The 21,076-nt window shown below is 72.8% G+C and carries 18 protein-coding genes; 11 read left to right on the top strand and 7 right to left on the bottom strand.

From position 1 onward, the window contains the following. Positions 1-3 precede the first annotated feature (3 nt). Positions 4-579 (top strand): dienelactone hydrolase family protein, encoded by a 576-nt coding sequence (locus tag AB4091_RS05200; protein WP_442290661.1) that lies wholly within the window; start codon positions 4-6, stop codon positions 577-579. A gap of 10 nt (positions 580-589) precedes the next feature. On the opposite strand, the gene AB4091_RS05195 is transcribed toward AB4091_RS05200, so the two are convergent. The 4 genes from AB4091_RS05195 to AB4091_RS05180 form a co-directional block, all read right to left on the bottom strand. After that, complete coding sequence (locus AB4091_RS05195; RefSeq protein WP_442290660.1) at positions 590-1,216, bottom strand: hypothetical protein; 627 nt, start codon at positions 1,214-1,216, stop codon at positions 590-592. Between the two features lie 164 nt (positions 1,217-1,380). After that, positions 1,381-2,766, bottom strand: coding sequence for a precorrin-6A synthase (deacetylating) (gene cobF, locus AB4091_RS05190; RefSeq protein WP_442290659.1), 1,386 nt, complete (start codon positions 2,764-2,766; stop codon positions 1,381-1,383). After that, the gene (locus AB4091_RS05185) at positions 2,763-4,253 is read right to left on the bottom strand and encodes a cobyric acid synthase (protein WP_442290658.1); all 1,491 of its coding nucleotides are present in this window, start codon (positions 4,251-4,253) and stop codon (positions 2,763-2,765) included. The genes cobF and AB4091_RS05185 overlap by 4 nt, the downstream gene beginning before the upstream one ends. Positions 4,254-4,384: 131 nt before the next feature. After that, on the bottom strand, positions 4,385-5,095 hold the full coding sequence (locus AB4091_RS05180) for a PadR family transcriptional regulator (protein WP_442290657.1): 711 nt from the start codon (positions 5,093-5,095) through the stop codon (positions 4,385-4,387). A gap of 378 nt (positions 5,096-5,473) precedes the next feature. On the opposite strand from AB4091_RS05180, the gene AB4091_RS05175 reads away from it, so the two are divergent. Genes AB4091_RS05175 through AB4091_RS05160 form a run of 4 tightly spaced genes read left to right on the top strand, consistent with a single transcriptional unit; the run spans position 5,474 to position 9,025 of the window. After that, positions 5,474-5,908: an ATP-binding protein gene (locus tag AB4091_RS05175; protein WP_442290656.1), complete on the top strand. Its 435-nt coding sequence runs from the start codon at positions 5,474-5,476 to the stop codon at positions 5,906-5,908. 10 nt (positions 5,909-5,918) lie between these two features. Continuing rightward, positions 5,919-7,364: an LLM class flavin-dependent oxidoreductase gene (locus tag AB4091_RS05170; protein ID WP_442290655.1), complete on the top strand. Its 1,446-nt coding sequence runs from the start codon at positions 5,919-5,921 to the stop codon at positions 7,362-7,364. Between the two features lie 28 nt (positions 7,365-7,392). Beyond that, positions 7,393-8,280 carry a DUF5926 family protein gene (locus AB4091_RS05165; RefSeq protein WP_442290654.1) on the top strand — a complete coding sequence of 296 codons (888 nt, stop codon included), beginning with the start codon at positions 7,393-7,395 and terminating at the stop codon, positions 8,278-8,280. Positions 8,281-8,293: 13 nt separating this feature from the next. Then, the gene (locus AB4091_RS05160; RefSeq protein WP_442290653.1) at positions 8,294-9,025 is read left to right on the top strand and encodes a glycosyltransferase family 2 protein; all 732 of its coding nucleotides are present in this window, start codon (positions 8,294-8,296) and stop codon (positions 9,023-9,025) included. Between the two features lie 155 nt (positions 9,026-9,180). On the opposite strand, the gene AB4091_RS05155 is transcribed toward AB4091_RS05160, so the two are convergent. Beyond that, entirely contained in the window at positions 9,181-11,373 is a 2,193-nt protein-coding gene (locus tag AB4091_RS05155) for a hypothetical protein (protein WP_442290652.1), read from the bottom strand. 97 nt (positions 11,374-11,470) lie between these two features. Here AB4091_RS05155 and AB4091_RS05150 point away from each other — a divergent pair, with 97 nt between their 5' ends. Beyond that, positions 11,471-12,031, top strand: a complete 561-nt coding sequence (locus tag AB4091_RS05150) for a DUF4446 family protein (protein ID WP_442290651.1) — start codon at positions 11,471-11,473, stop codon at positions 12,029-12,031. Next, positions 12,028-12,975, top strand: coding sequence for a prephenate dehydratase (gene pheA / locus AB4091_RS05145; protein ID WP_442290650.1), 948 nt, complete (start codon positions 12,028-12,030; stop codon positions 12,973-12,975). Before AB4091_RS05150 ends, pheA begins: the two co-directional genes overlap by 4 nt. Before the next feature lie 74 nt (positions 12,976-13,049). Here pheA and AB4091_RS05140 read toward each other — a convergent pair whose 3' ends face one another. Further along, entirely contained in the window at positions 13,050-13,820 is a 771-nt protein-coding gene (locus AB4091_RS05140; protein WP_442290649.1) for a peptidoglycan-binding domain-containing protein, read from the bottom strand. Positions 13,821-14,268: 448 nt separating this feature from the next. Here AB4091_RS05140 and AB4091_RS05135 point away from each other — a divergent pair, with 448 nt between their 5' ends. The 4 genes from AB4091_RS05135 (at position 14,269) to AB4091_RS05120 (ending at position 19,648) form a co-directional block, all read left to right on the top strand. After that, the gene (locus AB4091_RS05135; protein WP_442290648.1) at positions 14,269-15,837 is read left to right on the top strand and encodes a S8/S53 family peptidase; all 1,569 of its coding nucleotides are present in this window, start codon (positions 14,269-14,271) and stop codon (positions 15,835-15,837) included. Next, entirely contained in the window at positions 15,834-16,415 is a 582-nt protein-coding gene (locus tag AB4091_RS05130) for an RNA polymerase sigma factor (protein ID WP_442290647.1), read from the top strand. The genes AB4091_RS05135 and AB4091_RS05130 overlap by 4 nt, the downstream gene beginning before the upstream one ends. 1 nt (position 16,416) lies before the next feature. Continuing rightward, positions 16,417-16,923, top strand: a complete 507-nt coding sequence (locus tag AB4091_RS05125) for a hypothetical protein (RefSeq protein ID WP_442290646.1) — start codon at positions 16,417-16,419, stop codon at positions 16,921-16,923. Between the two features lie 244 nt (positions 16,924-17,167). Continuing rightward, entirely contained in the window at positions 17,168-19,648 is a 2,481-nt protein-coding gene (locus AB4091_RS05120) for a CHAT domain-containing protein (protein WP_442290645.1), read from the top strand. Positions 19,649-19,839: 191 nt separating this feature from the next. On the opposite strand, the gene AB4091_RS05115 is transcribed toward AB4091_RS05120, so the two are convergent. Beyond that, positions 19,840-21,030: a flavin-containing monooxygenase gene (locus tag AB4091_RS05115; RefSeq protein WP_442290644.1), complete on the bottom strand. Its 1,191-nt coding sequence runs from the start codon at positions 21,028-21,030 to the stop codon at positions 19,840-19,842. Between the last annotated feature and the right edge of the window lie 46 nt (positions 21,031-21,076).

Genomic DNA, 21,076 nt, shown 5'->3' with positions numbered 1-21,076 from the left:
AGCATGGCTGACGTCCTCCTCTTCCACCACGCGCTGGGCCAGACCCCGGGCTTCCTCGCCTTCGCCGACGCCCTCCGGGCGGCGGGGCACACCGTCCACGCTCCCGACCTGTATGCCGGCAAGACCTTCGCGACGCTCGACGAGGGCATGGCGAACGCCCGTTCCATCGGCTTCCAGCAGCTGCAGGACCAGGGCGTCGCCGCCGCCGACGGGCTCCCCGACGACCTCGTCTACGCCGGCTTCTCGCTCGGGGTCATGCCCGCACAGCGCCTCGCCCAGACCCGACCCGGTGCCCGTGGCGCCGTGCTGCTCGACTCCGCGATCCCGCTCGGCGAGTTCGCTGCCGACTGGCCCGCAGGAGTGCCCGTCCAGGTGCACGGCGGTGAGGGCGACGAGTTCTTCATGGACGAGGGCGACGTCGACGCCGCGCGCCAGATCGTCGACGCCGCCGCCGACGGTGAGCTGTTCACGTATGGCGGCTGCGGCCACCTCTTCGCCGATTCCAGCGCCCCCGCCCACGACGCAGACGCAGCCGCGCTCGTGCAGCAGCGCGTCCTCGACTTCCTCGGGCGCGTCTAGGTCGGGGGGTCTACGCGTCCGCGCCGGTCTCGTGTGCGACGACCTCCGCACCGCGGGTGAGGTGCACCACCGTCGCCACCCACAGCGCGAAGGTCGTCACGAAGACCGCCACGTGCAGCCAGCCGTCCGAGGTGTCCGGCACGGCGGTGCGGCTGTTCGACGCCCCGATCGTGAAGGCCGAGAACGGGATCCACGACAGCGCCCAGGTGATCACGACCCATGAGCGACGACCGTGAACGGCCTTGTCCCAGCGCGAGATCCGGATGGCGGGTAGCACCCACGAGAGGATCGGCAGCACCCACATCAGCCAGATGCCGAAGTCGGTCGCCTGGGTGGTGATGCGGTTCGCCCGTACGAGCAGCCACTGCAGCCGGACCAGCCAGACGCAGGCGAAACAGCCCGCGGCGAAGAAGAGGACGCCGGCCAGGTCGACGGTCGTGCCCGACGTCGAGGTGCCCCAGGTGAGGAGCCGCTCGGACTCCGGTCGGAACGCGGCCCACGACAGCGGCACCAGGGACGCAGCGCCCACAGCCAGCGACGAGGCGGCCGGGCGTCGCAGCCGGGGCTGTCGTACGCGTACGGGCTGGTCGTGCGCCACGACGGCAGCAGCTCCGGTGAAGTCCTGTCCCCTGTCCACGAGCGCACCGTAGCGCGCCGAGCGACCCGCAACGTGGTGCACTGGGCAACGTCGTGCGGGTGGATCGTCTCGAGCAACCCGCATCGTGGCGCACTGGGCAACGTCGTGCGGGTGGATCGTCTCGAGCGACCCGCATCGCGGTGCACTGGGCACCGCGGCGCGCCTCACGCAGAGGCGGTCCCGACCGACCGCATCCAGTCCACTCGGGTCAGCGAGTAGTAGATCTCGTCGGAGCGGGTGCCGTCGGGGTTCGGGAGTCGCTGAGCCAGACGACCTTCGGGGCGGAATCCCGCCTTCGCAGCGGCCTTGCCGGAGGCCACGTTGTCGGCCTTGTGGCCGAGCTCGAGCCGCGAGAGCCCAGCGGACTCGAACGCCCAGCGCGACACGAGCCTGAGCGCCCGGGTGGTGAAGCCACGCCCCCGGAACGCCGGCACCACGCCATAGCCGACGAGCCCGATGCCGGGCGGCCCCATCCGCATGACGCCGATGACGCCCGCGCCCACTCCGGTCGCCGCGTCGACCATGACGAACCGCGCCGCCCGCCCGGACGCCCACTCGCGCCGGGCCTGGGCGGCCTTCTGGCGTGCCTCGTCATCGGTGTACGCCTCACCGAAGAAGTCCCAGCCGAGCGACTCCTCGTTGTTGTGCTCGTCGCGCACGACCTCCCAGTCGCCGACCGTGACGGGACGCACCGTGACGACGCCGTCGGTCAGCGGGCCGGTCTCGGGGTAGCCGGTCGGCGTCGGGCCAGCCGGGGCATCGGCCGGCTGGCGGAGGAGGTAGGTGTCCATCACCCAGCCGTGCCGCTCCCGCGCCTCGGCTCGCACCCGCTGCACCTCGTCGATGACGTCGGCCACCCGCCCGCGGACGAGCAGCTCGTCGGACGATCCGAGGTAGGCGCCCCAGAACAGCTCCAGGTCGGGGAACGCGTCAGCCAGCTCCGCGCACGCGAGCCCGCCGTCGAGCATCACGACGACGTCGCCGAGTGCCCGGTCGTACTCGGCGACGAGGCGCCGGCCGGTCGTGACGTGGATCGGCGCGCCGATGCGGTTGAGCGGGATGCGGTGCCGCGCGGCGAGCAGCTGCGGTGCACTGAGCCCGGCGATGACGTCGTGCTCTACGTCGACGCCTGCTGCGGCATACCGCTCGACGAGGGCGTCGACGACGCGGATGGTCGAGTCGTAGAACGCGGGGTCACCCCATACGAGGAACCCGACCGTCGTCTCGCCGTCGTCGAGCCCGTCGATGACGGCCGCGTAGGCGTCGACCCGCGCCGCGTGCCAGTCGCGGACTCCCTGGCCGTATGCCGTGTCGCCGCGGTCGGCGTCGGGCCCTCGCTTCGGGTCGGTCACCTCGACGACGCGATAGGCATGGTCGGCCGGGATGAGGGCGTCGCAGACCCGCTGCCGGGCCGCGACGAGGTCGGTCCTCGCCCCGCCCTTGTCGGCGACGAGGAAGACGTCGACGGTCGAAAGGGCCTGTGCTGCTTCACCGGTCACGTGTTCGGGACTGCCCATGCCGATCCCGATGACGCGGATCCGTTCGATCATCTGGCGCCTCCTGCGCGGGTGAGGTCGAGCAGGGCGTCGAGGTCGACGTGCTGTTCCAGCGCGTCGGCGAGCGTGTCGAGCATGCGCTCGCGCCGCTCGGCGAAGCCCGCTGCGCCGGCCTGCGGCTGCCACTGCGACCCCGCGACCGATGCCACGTGCGACAGCCACGCGCGGCGGAAGCCGTCGCTCTCGAACGCCCCGTGCCACATCGTCCCCCACACGGCGCCGCTCGACCAGCCGTCGAGGAAGGGCGCGGCGTCTCCGGTCTCGGTGCGGGTCGCCACGCCGTGGTGGATCTCGTAGGCCGTGTCGACCAGGTGGTCTTCCCACTCGCCGGTCGGGCGACGGAGCACCTTCGTCTCGCCGAAGTCGACACGCACCGGCAGCAGCCCGAGGCCGGGCACCACGCCGACGCGACCCTCGACGTCGTCGTCGATCTCGTGCCCGAGCATCTGGTAGCCGCCACAGACACCGAGCACCGGTCGGCCGACGGCAGCGCGCCGAACCACGATGTCGGCCAGGCCGCGCTCGCGCAGCCATGCGAGATCGCCTGCGGTGGAACGAGATCCGGGGATGACGAGAAGGTCGGCCGACTCGGCGACCGCTGGGTCGACCGTCACGAGCACATCGACGCCGGGCTCGGCGGCGAGAGCGTCGACGTCAGTGGCGTTGGAGATGCGGGGGAGTCGCAGCACCGCCACCTTGAGCCGGTCGCGGGCAGTCGCCGACAGGGCGGTCGAAGCACGCCAGTGCCCCACCTCGAGGGTGTCCTCGCTGTCGAGCCACACGTCGAGCAGCCACGGGATGACGCCGTGGAACGGCACGCCCGTGCGCTCTGTGATCTCATCGAGACCGGGCTCCAGGACGGCCACGTCACCGCGGAACTTGTTGATGACGAAGGACTTCAGCAACGCCCGGTCGTCCTCGTCGAGCAGCGCCCACGTGCCGTAGAGCGAGGCCAGGATGCCACCCCGGTCGATGTCGCCGATGACCACCACGGGCAGCCCGAACTCGCGTGCGAGGCCCATGTTGACGTAGTCGCCGGCACGCAGGTTGACCTCCGCGGGCGACCCGGCACCCTCGCAGACGACGAGGTCGTAGGCGTCGGCCAGCTCGCGGTAGGCGCCGAACGCGGCTTCGCGCAGGTGACCGCGGCCGGCGGCGTACTGGCCGGCCTCGAGCGTCCCGGCAGGCTCACCCCGCACGACGATGAACGACCGGCGGTCGGTGCCGGGCTTGAGCAGCACCGGGTTCATCGCGGTCGTCGGCTCAACCCGCGCGGCGACGGCCTGGAGCCACTGGGCCCGGCCGATCTCTCCGCCGTCGAGGCACACCATCGAGTTGTTCGACATGTTCTGCGCCTTGAACGGCGCCACCCGCAGCCCCCGGCGCGCGAGCGCGCGGCAGAGGCCGGCGACGACGACCGACTTGCCCGCGTCCGACGACGTGCCGGCGACGAGCAGACCGGAGGCGGCGCGAGTCGTCACGTCGACATCCTGCCCGACCACCGCCGCGGGCCGACAGCCGCCCGCACACGCCGAAGCCGCCCGCACACCGGGTGCGGTGTGCGGACGGCCTCAGGGTGTGCTGCCGGGTTCAGTGACCCGTCACTCGGGTCTCACTCCGGGTCGCCGTCGGCGAGCAGCCGGTAGAGCTTGCGCCGGGTCTCGGTGAGGATCTCGGCCGCCTCGGCGCGCTGCTGCGACGTGCCCGTCGTGACGATCTGCCACATCGCGCCCATGACCTGGCCGACGATCGGCATGAGGTCGCTGCCGCTGCGCTGTTCCTGCTGCGGTGCGTCCTCGCCCTCGGCGGACTCCTCGAAGGGACGCCAGGTGGCGGCCATCTCCTCGGCGTTCTCCTCGACGTAGGCGCGGCCGGCGTCGGTGAGGCGCAGCAGGCGCCGGCCCTCGACGTCGCGGCCCTCGACGAGGCCTTCGTCCTCGAGCTGCTGGACGGTGGGGTAGACCGAGCCGGGGCTCGGCTTCCACGCGCCGCCGGTGCGCTCGGAGATCTGCTGGATGAGCTGGTAGCCGTTCATCTCGTCGCCGGCCAGGACGTCGAGGATGGCGGCGCGGACGTCGCCGCGCCGGGCTCGGGGCCCGCGGCGGGGGCCGAAGTCGGGGCCGAAGCCGGGCCCGCCGAAGTGGCGGACGAGGTCGGCGACCCACGGGGGCGGGCCGGGCCGGCCGCGACCTCCGGGGCCGGGGCCGCCTGGGCCACCCCAGGGTCCGCGGCCGGGACCGAAGCCCGGGCCGTGTCCGCCCCAGCCGCCGCCCCAACCGCCGTCGAACCCGGACTCTCGTCTGGTGTGTCGGTGTCCGTGCATGGTGGTTCTCCTTTGTCTTCAGACGCGACTCACGAACAGTCGCGATAGGTTGACGATATATCGCGACTGTTCAGGTGGCAAGGCCCGAACCGGGAGCCGTGCGGGCGCAGGGAGAGCGATACGGGCATCTGTGGCAATCTACGGTTTGTGCTAGACAGCGGAATACGAGTCCATCGTCCGTGTGTGCGCGGGAAAAAGTCACAGGTTCGTTGAGGTACGGCGCAGGTTTGGTTAGCGTTCGACGACGGGGACATGCGAATTGCCCGTGAGGAGGTCTTGACCGTGGCGAGCGCACAGGGGAGCGGCCCTCGCGACCACACCGCGTCACGCACCGGAGTGGACGCCCGAAGAGCCGAAGCAATCGCAAGGAGATCCACGATGAGCAACCTGCCGGCCACGCCGCTGGGCGAGAAGCGCACGGTGCGCATCCAGTGGGCGCCCGCCGCGGCTCCGCGCATCCGCAAGGAGCTCGTCGAGGACCTCATGGCCCGTGAGCTGCCGTCGCAGGTCATCGACGAGGCCGAGATCGTCGTGAGCGAGCTCGTCGCCAACGCCATCCGCCACGCCAAGCCGCTGGCCGACGGTGCGATCCGCATCCACTGGAAGGTCAAGAACAACGTCGTCGAGGTCGAGGTCTCCGACGGTGGCGGCCCGACCGTCCCGCGCCCGGCCCCGCCGACGACATGGGCGCCCGGTGGGCGCGGTCTGCGCATCGTGCGCTCCCTCGCCCACGAGTGGGGGGTCATCGACGAACCCCACGGCCGTACCGTCTGGGCCTCGCTCGGTGGCCCGTCGCGCCGTCGCTCGCACTGACGCGCCCCAGGTGAGGCTGCCCGACCCGGCGCTCGTCGTCCTCGTCGGGGCCTCCGGTTCGGGCAAGTCGACCTGGGCGACCGCCCGCTACCGGGCCGCCGAGATCGTCTCGTCCGACGCACTCCGCGGTGTCGTCGGCAGTGGTGAGCACGACCTCGACGCGTCGGCCGACGCCTTCACCATGCTGGAGCAGGTGGTTGCGGCCCGCCTCGGGCGCGGCCTGACGACCGTCGTCGACACGCTCGGCACCGACGCCGCCCGACGGCGCCGCTGGTTGGACGCGGCGCGCGCCGCGGGCCTGCCCACCGTCGCCGTCGTCCTCGCCACCCCGGCCGCCGTATGCCGGTCGCGCAACGCCGCCCGTGACCGCCCGGTCCCGGCGCGCGTCCTCACGAGCCAGCTCGCGGGCGTGGCCGCGGCCGCAACCCAGCTGCCGGCGGAGGGGTGGCACGTCGTCCGCGTGGCTCCCGAGGAGACGGCGCCTGAGCGAGACGAGGTGGTCACGGAGCCTCCTCTCGATCGGGGGACGGGCCTGCGGGGCGTCGTGCTGCAGCTCTCGCGCTTCCCCGCCGAGGGTGACCTGCTCGCGTGGCTCCGCGACGTCGCCGACGCTGCGGAGGCGGCCGGGCTGGCGGGCATCGCCCTCATGGACCACCTCATCCAGATCCCCCAGGTGGGGCGCGCGTGGGACCCGATCCCGGAGCCCTGGGTCACTCTCGGAGCTCTCGCCGCCTCCACGACGCGTCTGCAGCTCGGCACCCTCGTCACGCCGGTCACCTTCCGTGAGCCGGGCATCACCGCCAAGGCGGCTGCCACGCTTTCGGCCCTGTCCGGTGGGCGTGCCTTCGTGGGCGTCGGAGCGGGATGGTGGGAACGCGAGCACGCGGCATACGGCCTCGGGTTCCCTTCTGGCAGAGAGCGGCTCGACGCTCTCGAGCGGGGCGTCGAGCTCATGCGGGCACTCTGGGCGCCGGGCACCAAGCCGTATGCCGGACGCCGCGTCTCGCTCCCCGAGACCACGTCCTACCCACGCCCGGTCGGTCGGATCCCCGTCATCGTCGGCGGTGGGGGCGTCCGGTCGTTGCGGATCGCCGCCCGCCTCGGCGACGGGTGCAACGTCCCCTCGGACGACAACGGGCTGGCCAAGGTCGAGCACTACCTCGAGCTGGTGCGTGCCCAGGGGCGCGACGTGTCCGAGGTGCACGCGACCGTGCTCGACCTGCCGCTCGTGGGCTCCGACCGCGACGACGTGTGGGCGCGCGTCGAGCGGCACCGTGGGCGCACGGCTGCAGCGGCGTTCGCTGCAGGGCACCACGCGGGCACCGCGGCCGAGCACGCCGACCGCCTCGCACGCCTGGCGGAGCGGGGCGTCACCACCGCGTTCGTCGCGCCCGTGGGGTTGGCGACGGCCGACGAGGTATTCGCCCTCGCACCCCTCGCCTCAGCGTTCGGCTGAGCCGGCCACGGCCACTAGGGTGGCGCGCATGGGTAAGGCATCACGTCGACCGCGCGCCGAGCGCACCGACCGTTCCACACGTCCGCAGCCGGCGCCGTTCGTGGCCCGCCCCTTCGAGGGACTGCCCAACGAGACCGACTGGGTCGCGATGCGCGAGATCGTCCCGGCAGCGACCGCCACGGTGCGCTTCGCCAAGGGGCAGGCGCCCGACGGCGCTCCCGACGAGGTGACGATCGCGACGGTGCTGCCGCTGGCGTGGCCCGGCCTGCACCGCGAGAGCGGCGAGGTGCTCGTCGGCATCCAGTCCGGCAACGCCAGCGGTGACACGAGCCGCGACATCGCCGCGGCGATCGGGCTCGCTGCGGCCGCCGACGCCGGCTCGCCCGTCACGGCGCTGCCCGTGTCGTTGGCCGACACCCCGCGGCTGCAGGACGTCCTCGACCTCGACGCCCCGTTCGAGATGGAGCTGCACGAGGGCTTCGACTTCTGGGTCGCCGACGCCGAGCTCGACGCGGAGGGCAAGGAGTCGCTCGAGCGCGCCAACGAGTCGGCGATCCCGACCCTCAAGCTCGACGCCGCGCCGTCGGCGTTCTGGTGTCGCATCGGCGAGCGCACCTACGTGCGCTGGGTGCTGCCTTTCGACGAGGACACCGCGACCAGCGCCCTCGCCCGCCTGCACGCCGCCGGCGACAGCCACCTCGGCGACGACGGCCGCCTCCTCGGCTGCTTCCGCTCGAGCGGCCTGCTGATCCCCGTCTGGGAGGTCGACCCCGGCTCCGAGGCAGCCGACTTCGAGAAGCCCGTCGCCGACATGAAGAAGCGCATCGACGCGGCCGCGGCATCGACCGAGACGCTGACTGCGGCCGAGCGGGGCGCCCGCGCCGGTCTCACCAACCGTCAGGTCACGCTCCGCTGAGGTGCGGGCGACGATGACGACAGCCCCGTTCTCCGTCGCCGTCGTCATCCCGGCCAAGGACGAGTCGGAGCGCATCACCGAGACGATCCGGGGTGTGCGCACGATCCCGGGGGTTGCAACCGTCGTCGTCGTCGACGACGGGTCGAGCGACGGAACAGCCTCCATCGCGGCGCGTGAGGGCGCCGAGGTCGTGCGCCACGCGCGCAACCACGGCAAGGCCGACGCGATGATGAGCGGTCTCGGTCGCGTCAACGGGCTGCGGCGCGTCGGGCGGCTCGACGCCGACACGGCAGTGCTCTTCGTCGACGCCGACCTCGAGGCCTCCGCCGGCGCCGTCAGAGAGCTCGTCGCCCCGGTCTCACGCGGCGAGGCCGACCTGACCATCGCGAACCTGCCCGCGCAGCGTGGCAGCGCCGGCGGTCACGGGCTCGTCGTCGGTCTGGCCCGCCGCGGCATCGAGGAGCTGACCGGCTGGTCCCCGAACCAGCCGCTGTCGGGCATGCGTTGCCTCTCGCCTGCCGCAGTCGAGGCCGCGACCCCGTTCGCGCGCGGTTGGGGCGTCGAGGTCGGGATGACCGTCGACGTGCTCGACGCCGGCCTGCGGGTCGTCGAGGTGCCCTGCGACCTGCAGCACCGGGTCACCGGCACCGACTGGCGCTCGCAGGTGCACCGCGCGGCGCAGTACCGCGACGTCGCCCTGGCACTCGGCGTGCGGCGCCTGCGCCGCCGGCTCGGCCCCGGCTGACCCGCCGGTGAGTAACTGAGCACTCGACTGAGGCAAGAGTTCGGCGCGCGTCGCGCCTGGACTGACGAGCGGAACGAGCGAAGCGAGTCAGCCGAGGAGGGAAGGCGTGACGTGGAGGCGCGCCGAACACGGCGAGCGGAGCGAGCCCAGAAAACTCAAAGGTGGTGGCGGTCCCGGCGCCGGCGGACCGGAGCGTTGCGGGCCTCGATCGACAGGAAGTGCATCACTGCCGACACGACGAGCGGCACGGTGAAGATCGCGGCGACCGGTGGGATCGCAGCCCCGGAGTCGTTGGTGAGGAAGCCGATCGCGGCCATCACGATGATCGACCAGAGCCCGCGGTGCATGAGCGGAGCCTCCGCCAGCAGGCGCTTCAGCGGCTCGGTGCCGAACGCGCCCGGGCGCAGGACGATCACCACGACGACGGCCATCAGCACGGCCGCGAGGACGAGCAGCACGGGCAGGTGGATCGCCAGCGACACGTTGGCGAGGAACTTGCGCGACATGACGTCCCACGCGCCGCCGTCGATGACGGTCTGGAGGAAGCGCCCGGGGTGCGAGCGCTCGGACTCGGGCCGGCGCCAGTCGAGGTAGCAGACGAGCGCGACGACGAGTCCGGCCGCGACGAGGACGATGAGCACGTTGCGAGCCGACGTGCGCCATCCCATGACGCCCATGAGCAGGAAGCCCAGGGCGGGCACGAGCGCGATGGGGCCACCGAAGTCGGCACCCCAGGCGGGCAGCACATCGACGGCGAGGGCGACGCCACCGACGACGACCATCGCGAAGACGGCCAGGCGCGGTGCGTTGCGCCGCACGAGCGCGTGCGCGAGGGCCGCGCAGAGCATGAGCACGGCGGCGGCGTACAGGGCGAACGCGACGTTGCCCATGCCGTAGAACCGGCCTCCGACGAGCGGCTGGAGGCCGAAGATCGAGGAGATCTGCAGGTGTGAGCCGGTGAGCAGGTCGACGCCGATGACGCCCGCCGTCACGGCCGACATCGCCGCCAGCGGGCCGAGTGCCGAGCTGCTCCACGGCCCCCTCAGACAGGCCAGGGTGATGGCGGCGCTGATGAGCAGCACCAGCACGAAGAGCATCACGGCGAGCACGATCGTGTCGGTCGACCAGCGCCACCACGGGATGAGGTTGGCCAGGAAGGTCGCCGCCGGCATCGCCGCTGACAGCAGGCCGACGAGCCGCACCATGCGCAGCACGCGCGCCCGGGTGAACCGACGGTTCCAGGGCCGGGCGCGCCGGATCACCACCCACAGCACGAGCAGGGCGAGCGCCGTGCCGGCCAGCCAGATGACCAGGAAGGGCGCGACGATGCGGTGCATCGCGTCGGCCTTGGTGTCGATGTCGGTGAGGACCGTGAGCTTCGACGCCGCGGTCGACTCGCTGTTGTTCGCCGACGGAACGACGCTCAGGGCCCGACCACCGATCGCGGCGACGGGGTTGACGCCGCCTCGCTGAAGGATCGTCGCAGTGATGTCGGACAGCTGCGCGACACCGGTGAGGCGGGTCGAGGCCGAGGCGAGCAGGCCCGGACCGTAGTGCGGGCCGGTCGCGGTCAGCAGCCGCAGCCGCTCCTGCTGGTCGCGGTCGGCCAGCCCGACGACGAGCAGGTCGGCGCCGTTGGGCATCGCGTCGATGACCTGGTCGAGGCGGCGCTCGATGCCGTTGATCTTCTCGAGGTGGCGCGTGTGGTCGGGGTCGGTGGCGTCGATCCCGCCGACGTCGACGATGCTCACTGGGCACTGGGCCAGGTCGGAGACAAGGGTCGTCGCCTGGAACGGGCTGTACTTCGCGACCTTTCCGTCCGAGGTGGAGGCGGCCAGGCCGGCACCCGGCCCGACCGCCTGGAGGCAGGTCTTGGCCGCCGCGAAGCTGTCGCCGAGCATGCCCAGCCGGGCCCGGAACTCGGCCTCGCGTGACGCCGTGGCCAGCGCATCGAACCCGATGACGCGGAAACCGGAGGCCGCGTCTCGGGCGACCGAGGGCAGCGACGAGCAGGTCGGCCGCGCCTCGCTGGTGTCGGGACCGGCGGCCTCACCTGCGGAGACCGTGGCCCAGCCGTCGGTCGGGCAGGTGGTCAGCCGCAGGCTCTTGACCGAGACGGACGCGGCGGAACCGTCGCGCAGCAGGCCCCACAGCGTCGGGGTGTCCTTGGCTGACACGTCGTCCCACGACAGGCCCCCGAGGCCGACCACGACCAGCGACTCACCGGGCTTGGGCTGGGTCGTCGACGGCACGGGAACGGTGGTGCGGTTGACGTAGGCGAGGCTGAGTCCCGCGACCATCACCAGCAACAGGACGACGAGCGTCTTGACGGGATGGCGGCGGATCACGGAGGACAGACTACAAACCGGGGCTGTATGCCGAGGGCCAGGTCACGGGCTGGAATCGACCGGGCGCGCGGCCGTCGCCCGGCTACCCTTGCCGATCGTGGACTCCTCGACGCTGACGACCGTGGCCCTGGCCGCCGGCGGCGTCGCGCTGCTGGCACTCGCCCTCGCCGCCGCCGCGCAGCTGCGGCTCGCCCGGGTCCGCCGCGACTTCGCCGCCCTCGATGGCGACGGCTCCACCGACATCGCCCGCGTCGCCGCCACCCAGAACCACCGCATCGACCGACTCACGGCGGAGGTGTCCGCCCTCCGTGACCACGTCGCCGGCGCGGAGGACGACGTGCGCCAGAGCCTCCGCAACGTCGCCGTGGTGCGCTACGACGCCTTCGGCGACATGGGCGGCCGGCTGTCGTTCTCTGCCGCGATCGTCGACGACCTCGGCGACGGCATCGTGCTCAGCTCGATCCACGCCCGTGGCGAGTCACGCACCTACGCCAAGGGCATCGTCGGCGGGAAGTCGAGCATCACCCTGACCCCCGAGGAGCAGCAGGCGCTGGCCTCGGCCAACCGGGACGAGCCCGCCCGTGTCGGCAGCTCCCGCCCCGGCGTCGCTCGCGCCGGCAGCCCTCGCTCGGCAGACAGCACGAAGGACACGCCGTGACCCCGCCCCGCACCCCCGACCAGCTCCACCGCTTCGGCTACCTCGGCCCGCGCGGCACGTTCACCCAGATGGCGCTCGACGCGTGGGACGCGGCCGAGGGACGGGAGCACCTGCCCTTCGGGTCGGTCGACGGTGCGCTGAGCGCGCTGCGCGCGGGCGACATCGACGCAGCCATGGTGCCCATCGAGAACTCGGTCGAGGGCGGGGTGTCGGCCACGCTCGACGCCCTCGCCACGGGCGAGCCCCTCGTCGTCATCGGCGAGGTGCTCGTGCCGATCACCTTCGTGCTCTGCGCGCGACCCGGCACGACCCTCGACTCGGTGCGCACCGTCGGCACCCACTCGCACGCCTGGGCGCAGGTGCGAGGCTGGATGGCGACGAACCTGCCCGACGCCGAGTACGTGCCGACCCTGTCGACGGCCGCCAGCGCGGCCGCACTCGGGCAGCCGGGCGACGTCATGTTCGACGCCGGCGTCTGCGCCCCGGCCGCCGCGAGCAACGAGGGCCTCGAGGTCCTCGCGGAGAACATCGGCGACAACACCGCCGCGGTGACCCGCTTCGTCCTGGTCGCGCGTCCGGGCACGCTTCCCGAGCCCTCGGGCGCCGACAAGACGACCGTCGTGCTCTTCCAGCGCGACGACCACGCCGGCGGCCTGCTCGAGCTGCTCGAGCAGTTCGCGGTGCGCGGCGTCAACATGACCCGTCTCGAGTCGCGGCCCACGGGTGCTGCGATGGGCTCCTACTGCTTCTCCATCGACTTCGAGGGCCACGTGCTCGACGCGCGGGTCGGTGAGACGCTGATGGGCCTGCGCCGGGTGTGCGCAGAGGTGCGCTTCCTCGGGTCCTACCCCCGCGCCGACGGCGGACGCCCCGACGCCCGGCCGGGCACCTCCGACGAGGACTTCGGCCGCGCCCAGTCCTGGCTCGACGACCTGCGCGCCTGACCAGCCCGACGCTGCCACCGCCGGGCGTCCAACAGCCGCAGGTAGGCGGCGGTCAGCAGGCGGTCCGCAGGCGGTCAGCCGATCGTCGCGCCGCTCTTGAGCAGGAAGAGGGTCTCGTCACCGACGACGCCGTCCTCGCCGATGCGGTTGGCGTCCTGGAAGCGCTGGACGACCTTCTTCGTCTCGGGTCCGAAGGTGCCGTCGACGGTGATCGTGCCGCCCGCCGCCCGCAGAGCGCGCTGAAGCGTCTCGACCTCGGGGCCCTTCGCCCCCTGCTTGAGCGTCTCGCTGCCCATCGACCGGGAGATGATCAGCACCCAGACGCCCGCGTCGACGCGGCCCGGCTTGGGCGCGGGCCCCTCGAAGGTGGCCTCGACGCGCCGCAGCGCCTCGCGCGTCTGCGCGCCGTAGACACCGTCGACGGCAACGGGTCCGAAGTCGGCGTCGTTGAGGAAGCACTGCAGGGCGCTCACGGCCGGACCCTTCGACCCGGGTGAGACGACCGGGTATGCCGGCTGCGTGCGCTCGCACGCCCCCGCCACGGTTCCCGGGTCGGTGGCGGTCGCCGTCGGGGTGGGCTTCGTCGTCGTGGCGGACGGGGTGGGCTTCGTCGGTGTCAGCGGGTCGGCGGTGACGGTCGGCAGCGGCGCGGTGGGACCCGGAGCGGCCGTGCCGGTGGGCGGGTCCGAGGTGGTCTCCGACACCGCAGGCGCCGACGACTCTGCGGCCGTGGGTGTGGTGGGCGCAGCGGTGGAGCAGGCCGTCAGCCCCAGACCGAGCGCGACGGCCGCCGCCAGCGAGGCGGGCACGCGTCGCCGGCCACGGCCGGACGCAACCTGGGTCATGCCGAACATCTGTCTCCCCTGAGCTCACGGAGCGGGCCCTGACGTCCGCACACGTCCGAGAAGTATGCGCCCACCCGACCGGGCGCGCGAGCGCGACGCGCGGCGACGGCATACGGGTGTGGGCGACGGCATACGCGGGGTCACAGAGCGGCGGGGAGGGGGCGCCGGTGCTGCCAGGCCCGGCGCCCCACCGGTCGGGACCGCCCCCTGGTGGCCCCGACTTCCCTGCTGGAGGTCACCGGGCCAGCTGCCCCTCCGCAGCGCCCCGAACACGGCCCGGTGACCAAACCCCCGTCAGCAAGAGTCGCCACGTCCGGGGGTTGATACGTCCTGAGACGGACAAATTTCTCGAGGCGATGTATCAGGAACCCGACGACGCGCACTCACTCGGGTGTAAGGGTCTTTTCAGCACCGTCGCCCCACCATCCATCCCTCAGGAGGTCTGTCGATGTCAGAGTCGGGTCCCGACGCGCCGCAGGGCGCGAACGACGCGAGTGGGGCGGGCGGCCGGCGCCGACCCGAACGGCCACCGGTCCGTGCCCTCGACCCGGCCACGGCCCTGCGCCTGACCGACGGCCAGCCGCCTCTGCCGGCTCTCTACCTCTCCGACCGGCTCCTCGTCAGCAACGAGGGCGGTCGGCCACGCGGCCTCGACGACCTGCGCGACGCGCTCGGCAAGCTCGAGCTCGACTACGAGGTGACTCCCCGGCAGGACGGCGGTCCGCGCGACATCGGCCAGCCCTCGTGGGGCACGAGCATCACGATCCGCCCGACCCGCTCCCCGATCGAGCCCGTCGACGCGTGGAACGTGCTCCAGCGACTGCGCGAGGCGAACGAGCCGATCGCCTCGCGTCTCAGCCTCGAGCACGTCCTGCGGCCGGCCGACGGCTACTGGGGCGGCATCGGCGGGTACTGGGGCGGGATCGGTGGCTACTGGGGCGGCATCGGCGGCTACTGGGGCGGGATCGGCGGCTACTGGGGCGGCATCGGGGGCTCGGTGCTGCAGGAGTACTCCGTGCCCGGGCGCGGGGGCCGTATGCCGGTCGCCCTCGCCCTGCCCGACCCGCGGTTGCGCGCCCGAGCCCTCGACCGTGCCCCCGTCATCGTCGTGCCCGACACGGCCATCGCCCCGCACCCGTGGTTCAAGGACGACTCGGGCGTGCTGCGGCTCGTGCTCAAGGAGGGCAAGCTCGTCCCGCTGCTGACCGACAAGCCCGTCGACCCACCGATCTCGGTGCCGGCCCCGAGCGAGCCCGTCGGGCTGCTCCAGGGGCACGCGACGTTCATCGCCGGGCTGCTGCGCCAGGGCTGCCCCGAGGCGACGATCCTCTCGATCCCCGTCATGGGCGAGGACGGCGTCGTCGACGAGGGCTACCTGCTCGACGTGCTGCAGGCGCTGCTCGACCGCCACGTGCACGGGCAGCAGCGCGACGCGTCCGAGGTCGTCGACGTGCTCAACCTCTCGATGGGCTACTACGCCGAGGACCGCACCTTCACGTCGGGGCCGGTCGCCGACCTGCTCGACCAATTCGCCGAACGCGGCGTCCTCGTCGTCGCGGGTGTCGGCAACGACGGCACCGACGCGCCCTTCGTGCCGGCGGCGCTCGCCGCCGAGGTGCCACAGCGCATCACCGCGAAGGCCGTGCCGCCGCTGGCGAACGTCGGGGCGAGCAACCCCGACGGCTCGACCGTCGCGCTCTTCTCCAACAACCTGCCGCTCGTCAGCGCCGTGCGGGCGGGCGTGTCGGTCGTCAGCACGCTGCCGCTCACCAACGGAATGGGCCAGCCGTCGTCGGAGGTGCGCTCGGGCGACACGGTGCGATGCACCGTCGACCCTGACGACTACACGGGCGGCTTCGGCCTCTGGAGCGGCACGTCGTTCGCCACACCCGTCTTCGCCGCAGAGCTCGCGGCAGCCCTCGTCGACGAGGGGCACCTCACGGACGTCTCCCCGTCCGCCATGCGCCGCCGCGGCATACGCGCGCTGCGCACGTGCGTCGGAAGGGGGCGGTCATGACCCCGACGCCCACCGCCCCCGACGGCCTCGGGACCCTCGCGGGCAAGGCGTTCGCCGCCTACCTCGCGGGTGAGCGCGAGCGCCTCTCGGAGCTCGTCGACCTCGTGACCCCCGTGCTGTGGAACGCCGCTCGCTCGCAGGGCGGCGCTCCCGCGACGTGCGAGGACGCCATCCAGACGGCGTTCCTCCAGCTCGTCGACCGCGCCGATTCGATCAAGGAGCCGGCAGCCGTGCTCGGCTGGCTCGTCGTCGTCGTCAAGCGCGAGGTGTGGCGCCTCGCCCGCGGTTCTCGTCGCGAGTTCGGCGTCGAGGAGGTGCCGGAAGCCCCGGCCCAGCAGCTCGACCCGGAGGCGCAGTCGATCCTCAGCGAGCGCCAGCGCGTCCTCTGGACGCACATCTCGACCCTCACCCCGCGATGCCAGGAGCTGCTCCGGGTCATCGCGTTCGCCGACCGTCCCGACTACGCCGCCATCGCGGAATCGCTCGGGATGCCCGTCGGCAGCATCGGCCCGACCCGCGGCCGCTGCCTCCAGAAGCTGAGGACGACCCTCGGCTCCGACCCAGGATGGGCGGTCTGACATGACATCTCACACTGACGCCATCGATGCCCGAGACATCGCCAACCTGGGTCACGTGCACGACCTGTTCGCGCACGCCGACCCCGTGCCGAGCGACCTCGCCGAGCGGGTCAAGTTCGCGATCACCGTGCACGCGTTGCACGCCGAGGTCGCCGAGCTCATGGACTCCGCCTTGCTGACCACCCGAGGCGCCGACGCCCAGGTCGAGCCGACTCCGACCGAGTCGGTCACGTTCACGGCCGCCTCCGTCAGCCTCATGGTGTCGGCGAGCCCGTCCGACACCGTCGACACCGACGATGCCGGCGACCGGATGCGCGTGGACGGCTGGGTCACGACACCCGGCGCCCAGGTCGAGGCCGTCACGAACGAGGGCAGCCGCACGGCGATTTCTGATGCGAACGGGCGGTTCGTTCTGGATGATCTACCCCATGGGCCGGTCCACTTCGTGGTGACCGACCCCAGCAACGACGAGACACGACCGGTCATCACCCCGACGATCCAGATCTGACGATCCCGACCCGACGCGATGACCGGCCACGACGAGAGGCCGGGCGGGAGCCATCGATCTGCTCGAGAGTGCACGCACCCTGCGCGAGCAGGGCGCCGCGGACAACCTGGCCGGGCGACCCGTCGACGCCGCCCGGTCGCTGGCGGCGGCGCTGGACGAGATCGACCGGGCCGGTGGGGCGCCGTCGCACGAGCGGCTCGCGCTGCGGAGCAACACGCTCGTCACGCTCGCCCTGACGGAGTTCATGCTCTCAGGCGTCGAGCCGGCGCTGGCCAGGCTGGCCGAGGCCGAGCGCGTTGTGGACGAGCTCGGCGACGAGCGTCTCCGGGCTCGCATCGACTACCAGCGGGCCAACATCCACGGCCGCGTCGGTGACCTGGCGTCCGCGTGGGACGGGCTCGAGGGAGCCGTACGCCGGCTCGACGCCTTCACCGAGCGCGAGCGGTGCTCGGTGCACCTCAGCCGGGGGATGCTCGCGTTCGAGCTGCTCCGACCGCAGGAAGCGCTCGAGTCCTTCGCAGAGGCTGCGCGCCTCGCGCACGACCTCGGCGACGGCGCGCAGGAGTTCATGGCGAGGCACAACGAGGGGTATGCGGCATACCTCCTCGGTGACATCCCACGCTCCCTCGCCGACATGGCGGGCGCCGAGGGCATCGAGGCGGACGTCTTCAAGGGGCCGGCCCGCCTCGACCGGGGGCGCGTGCTGCTGGAGGCGGGACTCGTCAAGGAGGCGGTCGAGGCGCTCGAGAGCGGCGTCGCCGAGCTCAGCACCGACGGCCACGACCAGATCCGCGCCGAGTTCGAGCTCGAGCTGGCTCGGGCGCACCGGCTGCTCGGGCACCTCGACCTCGCTGCGGAGGCCGCGGAGTCCGCCCGCGAGACGTACGGGCGCATCGGCGCCACCGCCTGGGCGGCGAAGGCCGTGCTCGTCGGCCTGCTCGTCGACCTCGAGCGACAGCGCCGCCGCGCCCACCCCCGCCAAGCCCCCGATCGAGAGAGCGCTCCGTCGGCTCTTCCAGGCTCACCGCGCACCCCCACTCCCGATCGAGAGAACGCTCCGTCACCCGCCGCACGGGTCGGCGAGGACGACGCCCGGGCCGTGGCTCGCGCGGCTGCCGGCACGGCCGACCGGCTGTCCGAGGCCGCAACGGAGCTGGGCGACTCCGAGCTCGCCGACAGCGCGCGGGTCGTCGCCGCGCAGGCGCTCGTGCTCGCGGGCGACGTCGAGGGTGCGCAGACGCGACTGCTGAGCCTCGAGCGCGTGTCGACCGGATCGCTGTCCGACGAGCTCGACGCCGCCGCGGTGACGGCCGAGACCTTCGTCGCCGCGGGAGAGCCGGTGCCGGCCCGTCGTCTCCTCGTGCGCGCGTCGCGCCGGCTGGCTGCCGGTCAGGAGGGCAGCGCGAGCCTCGACCTGCGCACCGCCCGTGCGGTGCACGGGGCCCGTTTGGCCGAGCTCGACCTCGAGCTCGCCGTGCCGAGAGGCAGCGCAGCAGTGCTCGACGCGCTGGACCGCTGGCGCAGCGCCACCGACCGGCTGCCCTCTCTCGGCCGGCCTGATGACGAGGAGCTCGCGGCTCTGACCGAGCAGCTACGCGGCGTCCGCGGCCAGGTGCGCGGTGAGAGCGACCCGGGCAGCGTGCGGGAGCTCAACGAGCACGCATCGCGCCTCGAACGGCAGATCCGCGACCGCGACTGGGCCCTCAGCCGTAGTGGTGGCGCCGCCCACGCAGCACCCGTTCGGGTGCGCGATGCGCGGGCGCACCTCGTCGACGTCGACCGGGACCACGTGTGGTTCTTCCGGCACAGGGGCCGGCTCGGTGCCGTGGGGATCGTCGGCGGCCGCGCGACGCTGCGCGACCTCATGCCGGTCGAACGGGCGGCCGAGCTCGCGCAGCGGGTGCGCGTCGACCTGAGGGCCGCAGCGACGCACCACCTCGGTCCGCTGGCCGGGGCCGTGTGGTCGTCGCTGCGATCGAGCGCCGCCGAGCTCGACGACGCCCTCCTGCGTCCGTGGCGCTCGGACCGCGGGCTCGTCATCGTCTCGTGCCCGGAGGTATCGGTCCTGCCGTGGGCGGTGCTGCCGTCGATGCGTGGCCGGCCGTTCACCGTGGCTCCGTCGCTGACCTCGTTCGCCCGACGGGGCCTGGCCGGTGCGCCACGGGGTGCGGTGCCTGAGTGCCCCGCGGAGGTCCACGTCAGCGTCGGCCCGGGCGTGCCACGCGCGGCCGCCGAGGCGCAGGCGATCGTCGGGACGTGGGGACCCTGGGCCCGGTTGGTGCAGCCGTCACGGCGCGACGAGCTCGTCTCCGCGCTCGGCCGGCCCGGCATCGTCCACGTCGCTGCGCACGGCACGCACCAGGTCGAGTCGCCGCTCTTCTCCTCGCTCGTGCTGCACGACGGGCCCGTCTTCGCGCACGAACTGCAACCGACCGGCGTCAGCGCCGACCACGTCGTGCTGTCGGCGTGCGAGGTCGGGCTCACCACGCCTCGACCCGGCCACGAGTCGTTGGGTCTCGCGCTGTCGCTGCTGTCGCTCGGCGCTCGGTCCGTGGTCGCCGCGGTCGCGCCCGTGCCCGACGACGTCGCTGCGAACACCATGACCCGCCACCACGAGCTGCTCGCCGAGGGCCTGCCGAGCGACGAGGCGCTCGCCCGCGCGGTGGCCGAGACGGACGACGTCGCCGCAGCCTTCCTCAACCTCGGCGGCCAGCACCACCCCTGACCCGGCCCGCCGCCGAACGAGTGTCGGACAAGGCGTCGGGACAGGCGTCGGGAACTGGGCACTCGATGGGTGGGGTCGGTCGAGTGCCCACTTTCCGACGGGGTGTACCCCGGAAAGGCGTCGGGACAGGCGTGCAAAAATGAGCACTCGATGGGTGGGGTCGGTCGAGTGCTCACCTTCCGACGGGCGGGTCAGGACGCCTTGCGGAGCGCCTTCATCTCGCGGCGCTTGGTCAGCGCCATGGCGAGCGCGATCTTGCGCGCGTCGATGCTGATCTCGCGGAGCATCCCGGAGATCGGGTTCGTGTAGCCGGTGTACCAGAGTCCCTTGGCGCCGCGGGCCGTGTGGCCGCCGCGCTCGACGGGTCGACCCTTGCCGTCGAGGACGCCGAGGTGGCCGAGCAGTGGCTCGAGACCCTGGTGGTAGCCGGTGGCGAGCACGATGACGTCCGGCTGGATGCGTGACCGGTCGGCCAGCACCACGGTGTCGCCCTCGACCGACGTGAGGGCCGCGACGGGCTCGACGTGGCCGGACCGCACGGCGTCGATGATGCCGACGTCCTGGACGGGGATCGCGTTGTCGCGCTCGACCCTGGTCAGCAGCCCGGTGTCGGGGCGCGGCAGCCCGTGCGCCGACAGGTCCGGTGTCTGCAGCTGTTCGACGACGGGTGCGACACGGTCGACGAGGACGGTCGGCAGGCGGCGTACGGCGATGCCGGTGTACTGCGCAGCAACGGGGCCGCGGTTGCGGCGCAGGATGTGCGGCACCGTGCGGACGGCCATCCGCACCCGGGCAGCTCCCTGCTCCACGAGGTCGACGGCGAGCTCGGTGCCCGTGTTGCCGGTGCCGACGACGAGGACGTCCTTGCCGGCATACGCTGCGCCGTTGCGGTAGTGGCGAGCCAGCACGACCTCTCCCGAGAAGCCGTGCAGGCCAGGGACATCCGGCTCGCGAGGCGTGTGGTTGAAGCCCGTCGCGACGACCGCGTAGGGAGCGGTCACAGACGACCCGTCGGCGAGGGTCACCGTCCACGAGTGCCCGTCGGGTGTGCGGTCGACCCGTGCGGCTTCGGAGCCGTGGCGCACGTCGAGGTCGTGGTGGGCCGCGTACAGCTCCAGGTAGCGCACGACGTCGTCACGCGAGACCCAGCGGCCCATCTCCCTGGGGATCGGCAGCCCCGGCAGCCCCGACAGCTCACGCGGCGTGTGCAGGTGCAGCCGGTCGTAGTGGCCCCGCCACGAGCTGCCGACGGAGTCGCTGCGCTCGAGCACGACCGCGTGCAGGCCGCGCTGCTTCAGGGCTGCAGCGGTCGCGAGACCGGCGGGACCGCCTCCTATGACGTGGGCATCGACAGGTCGAACGGGCCGGTGAGGTGAGGTCACAGTCGGACCCTAGTGCTGCCCGGCGGCCTGTGGGTCCAGGTGTGCC

It is taken from the genome of Terrabacter sp. 2RAF25, from assembly GCF_052115265.1.
GTDB lineage: Bacteria > Actinomycetota > Actinomycetes > Actinomycetales > Dermatophilaceae > Terrabacter.
This window is presented reverse-complemented; position numbering and strand designations above follow the sequence as displayed.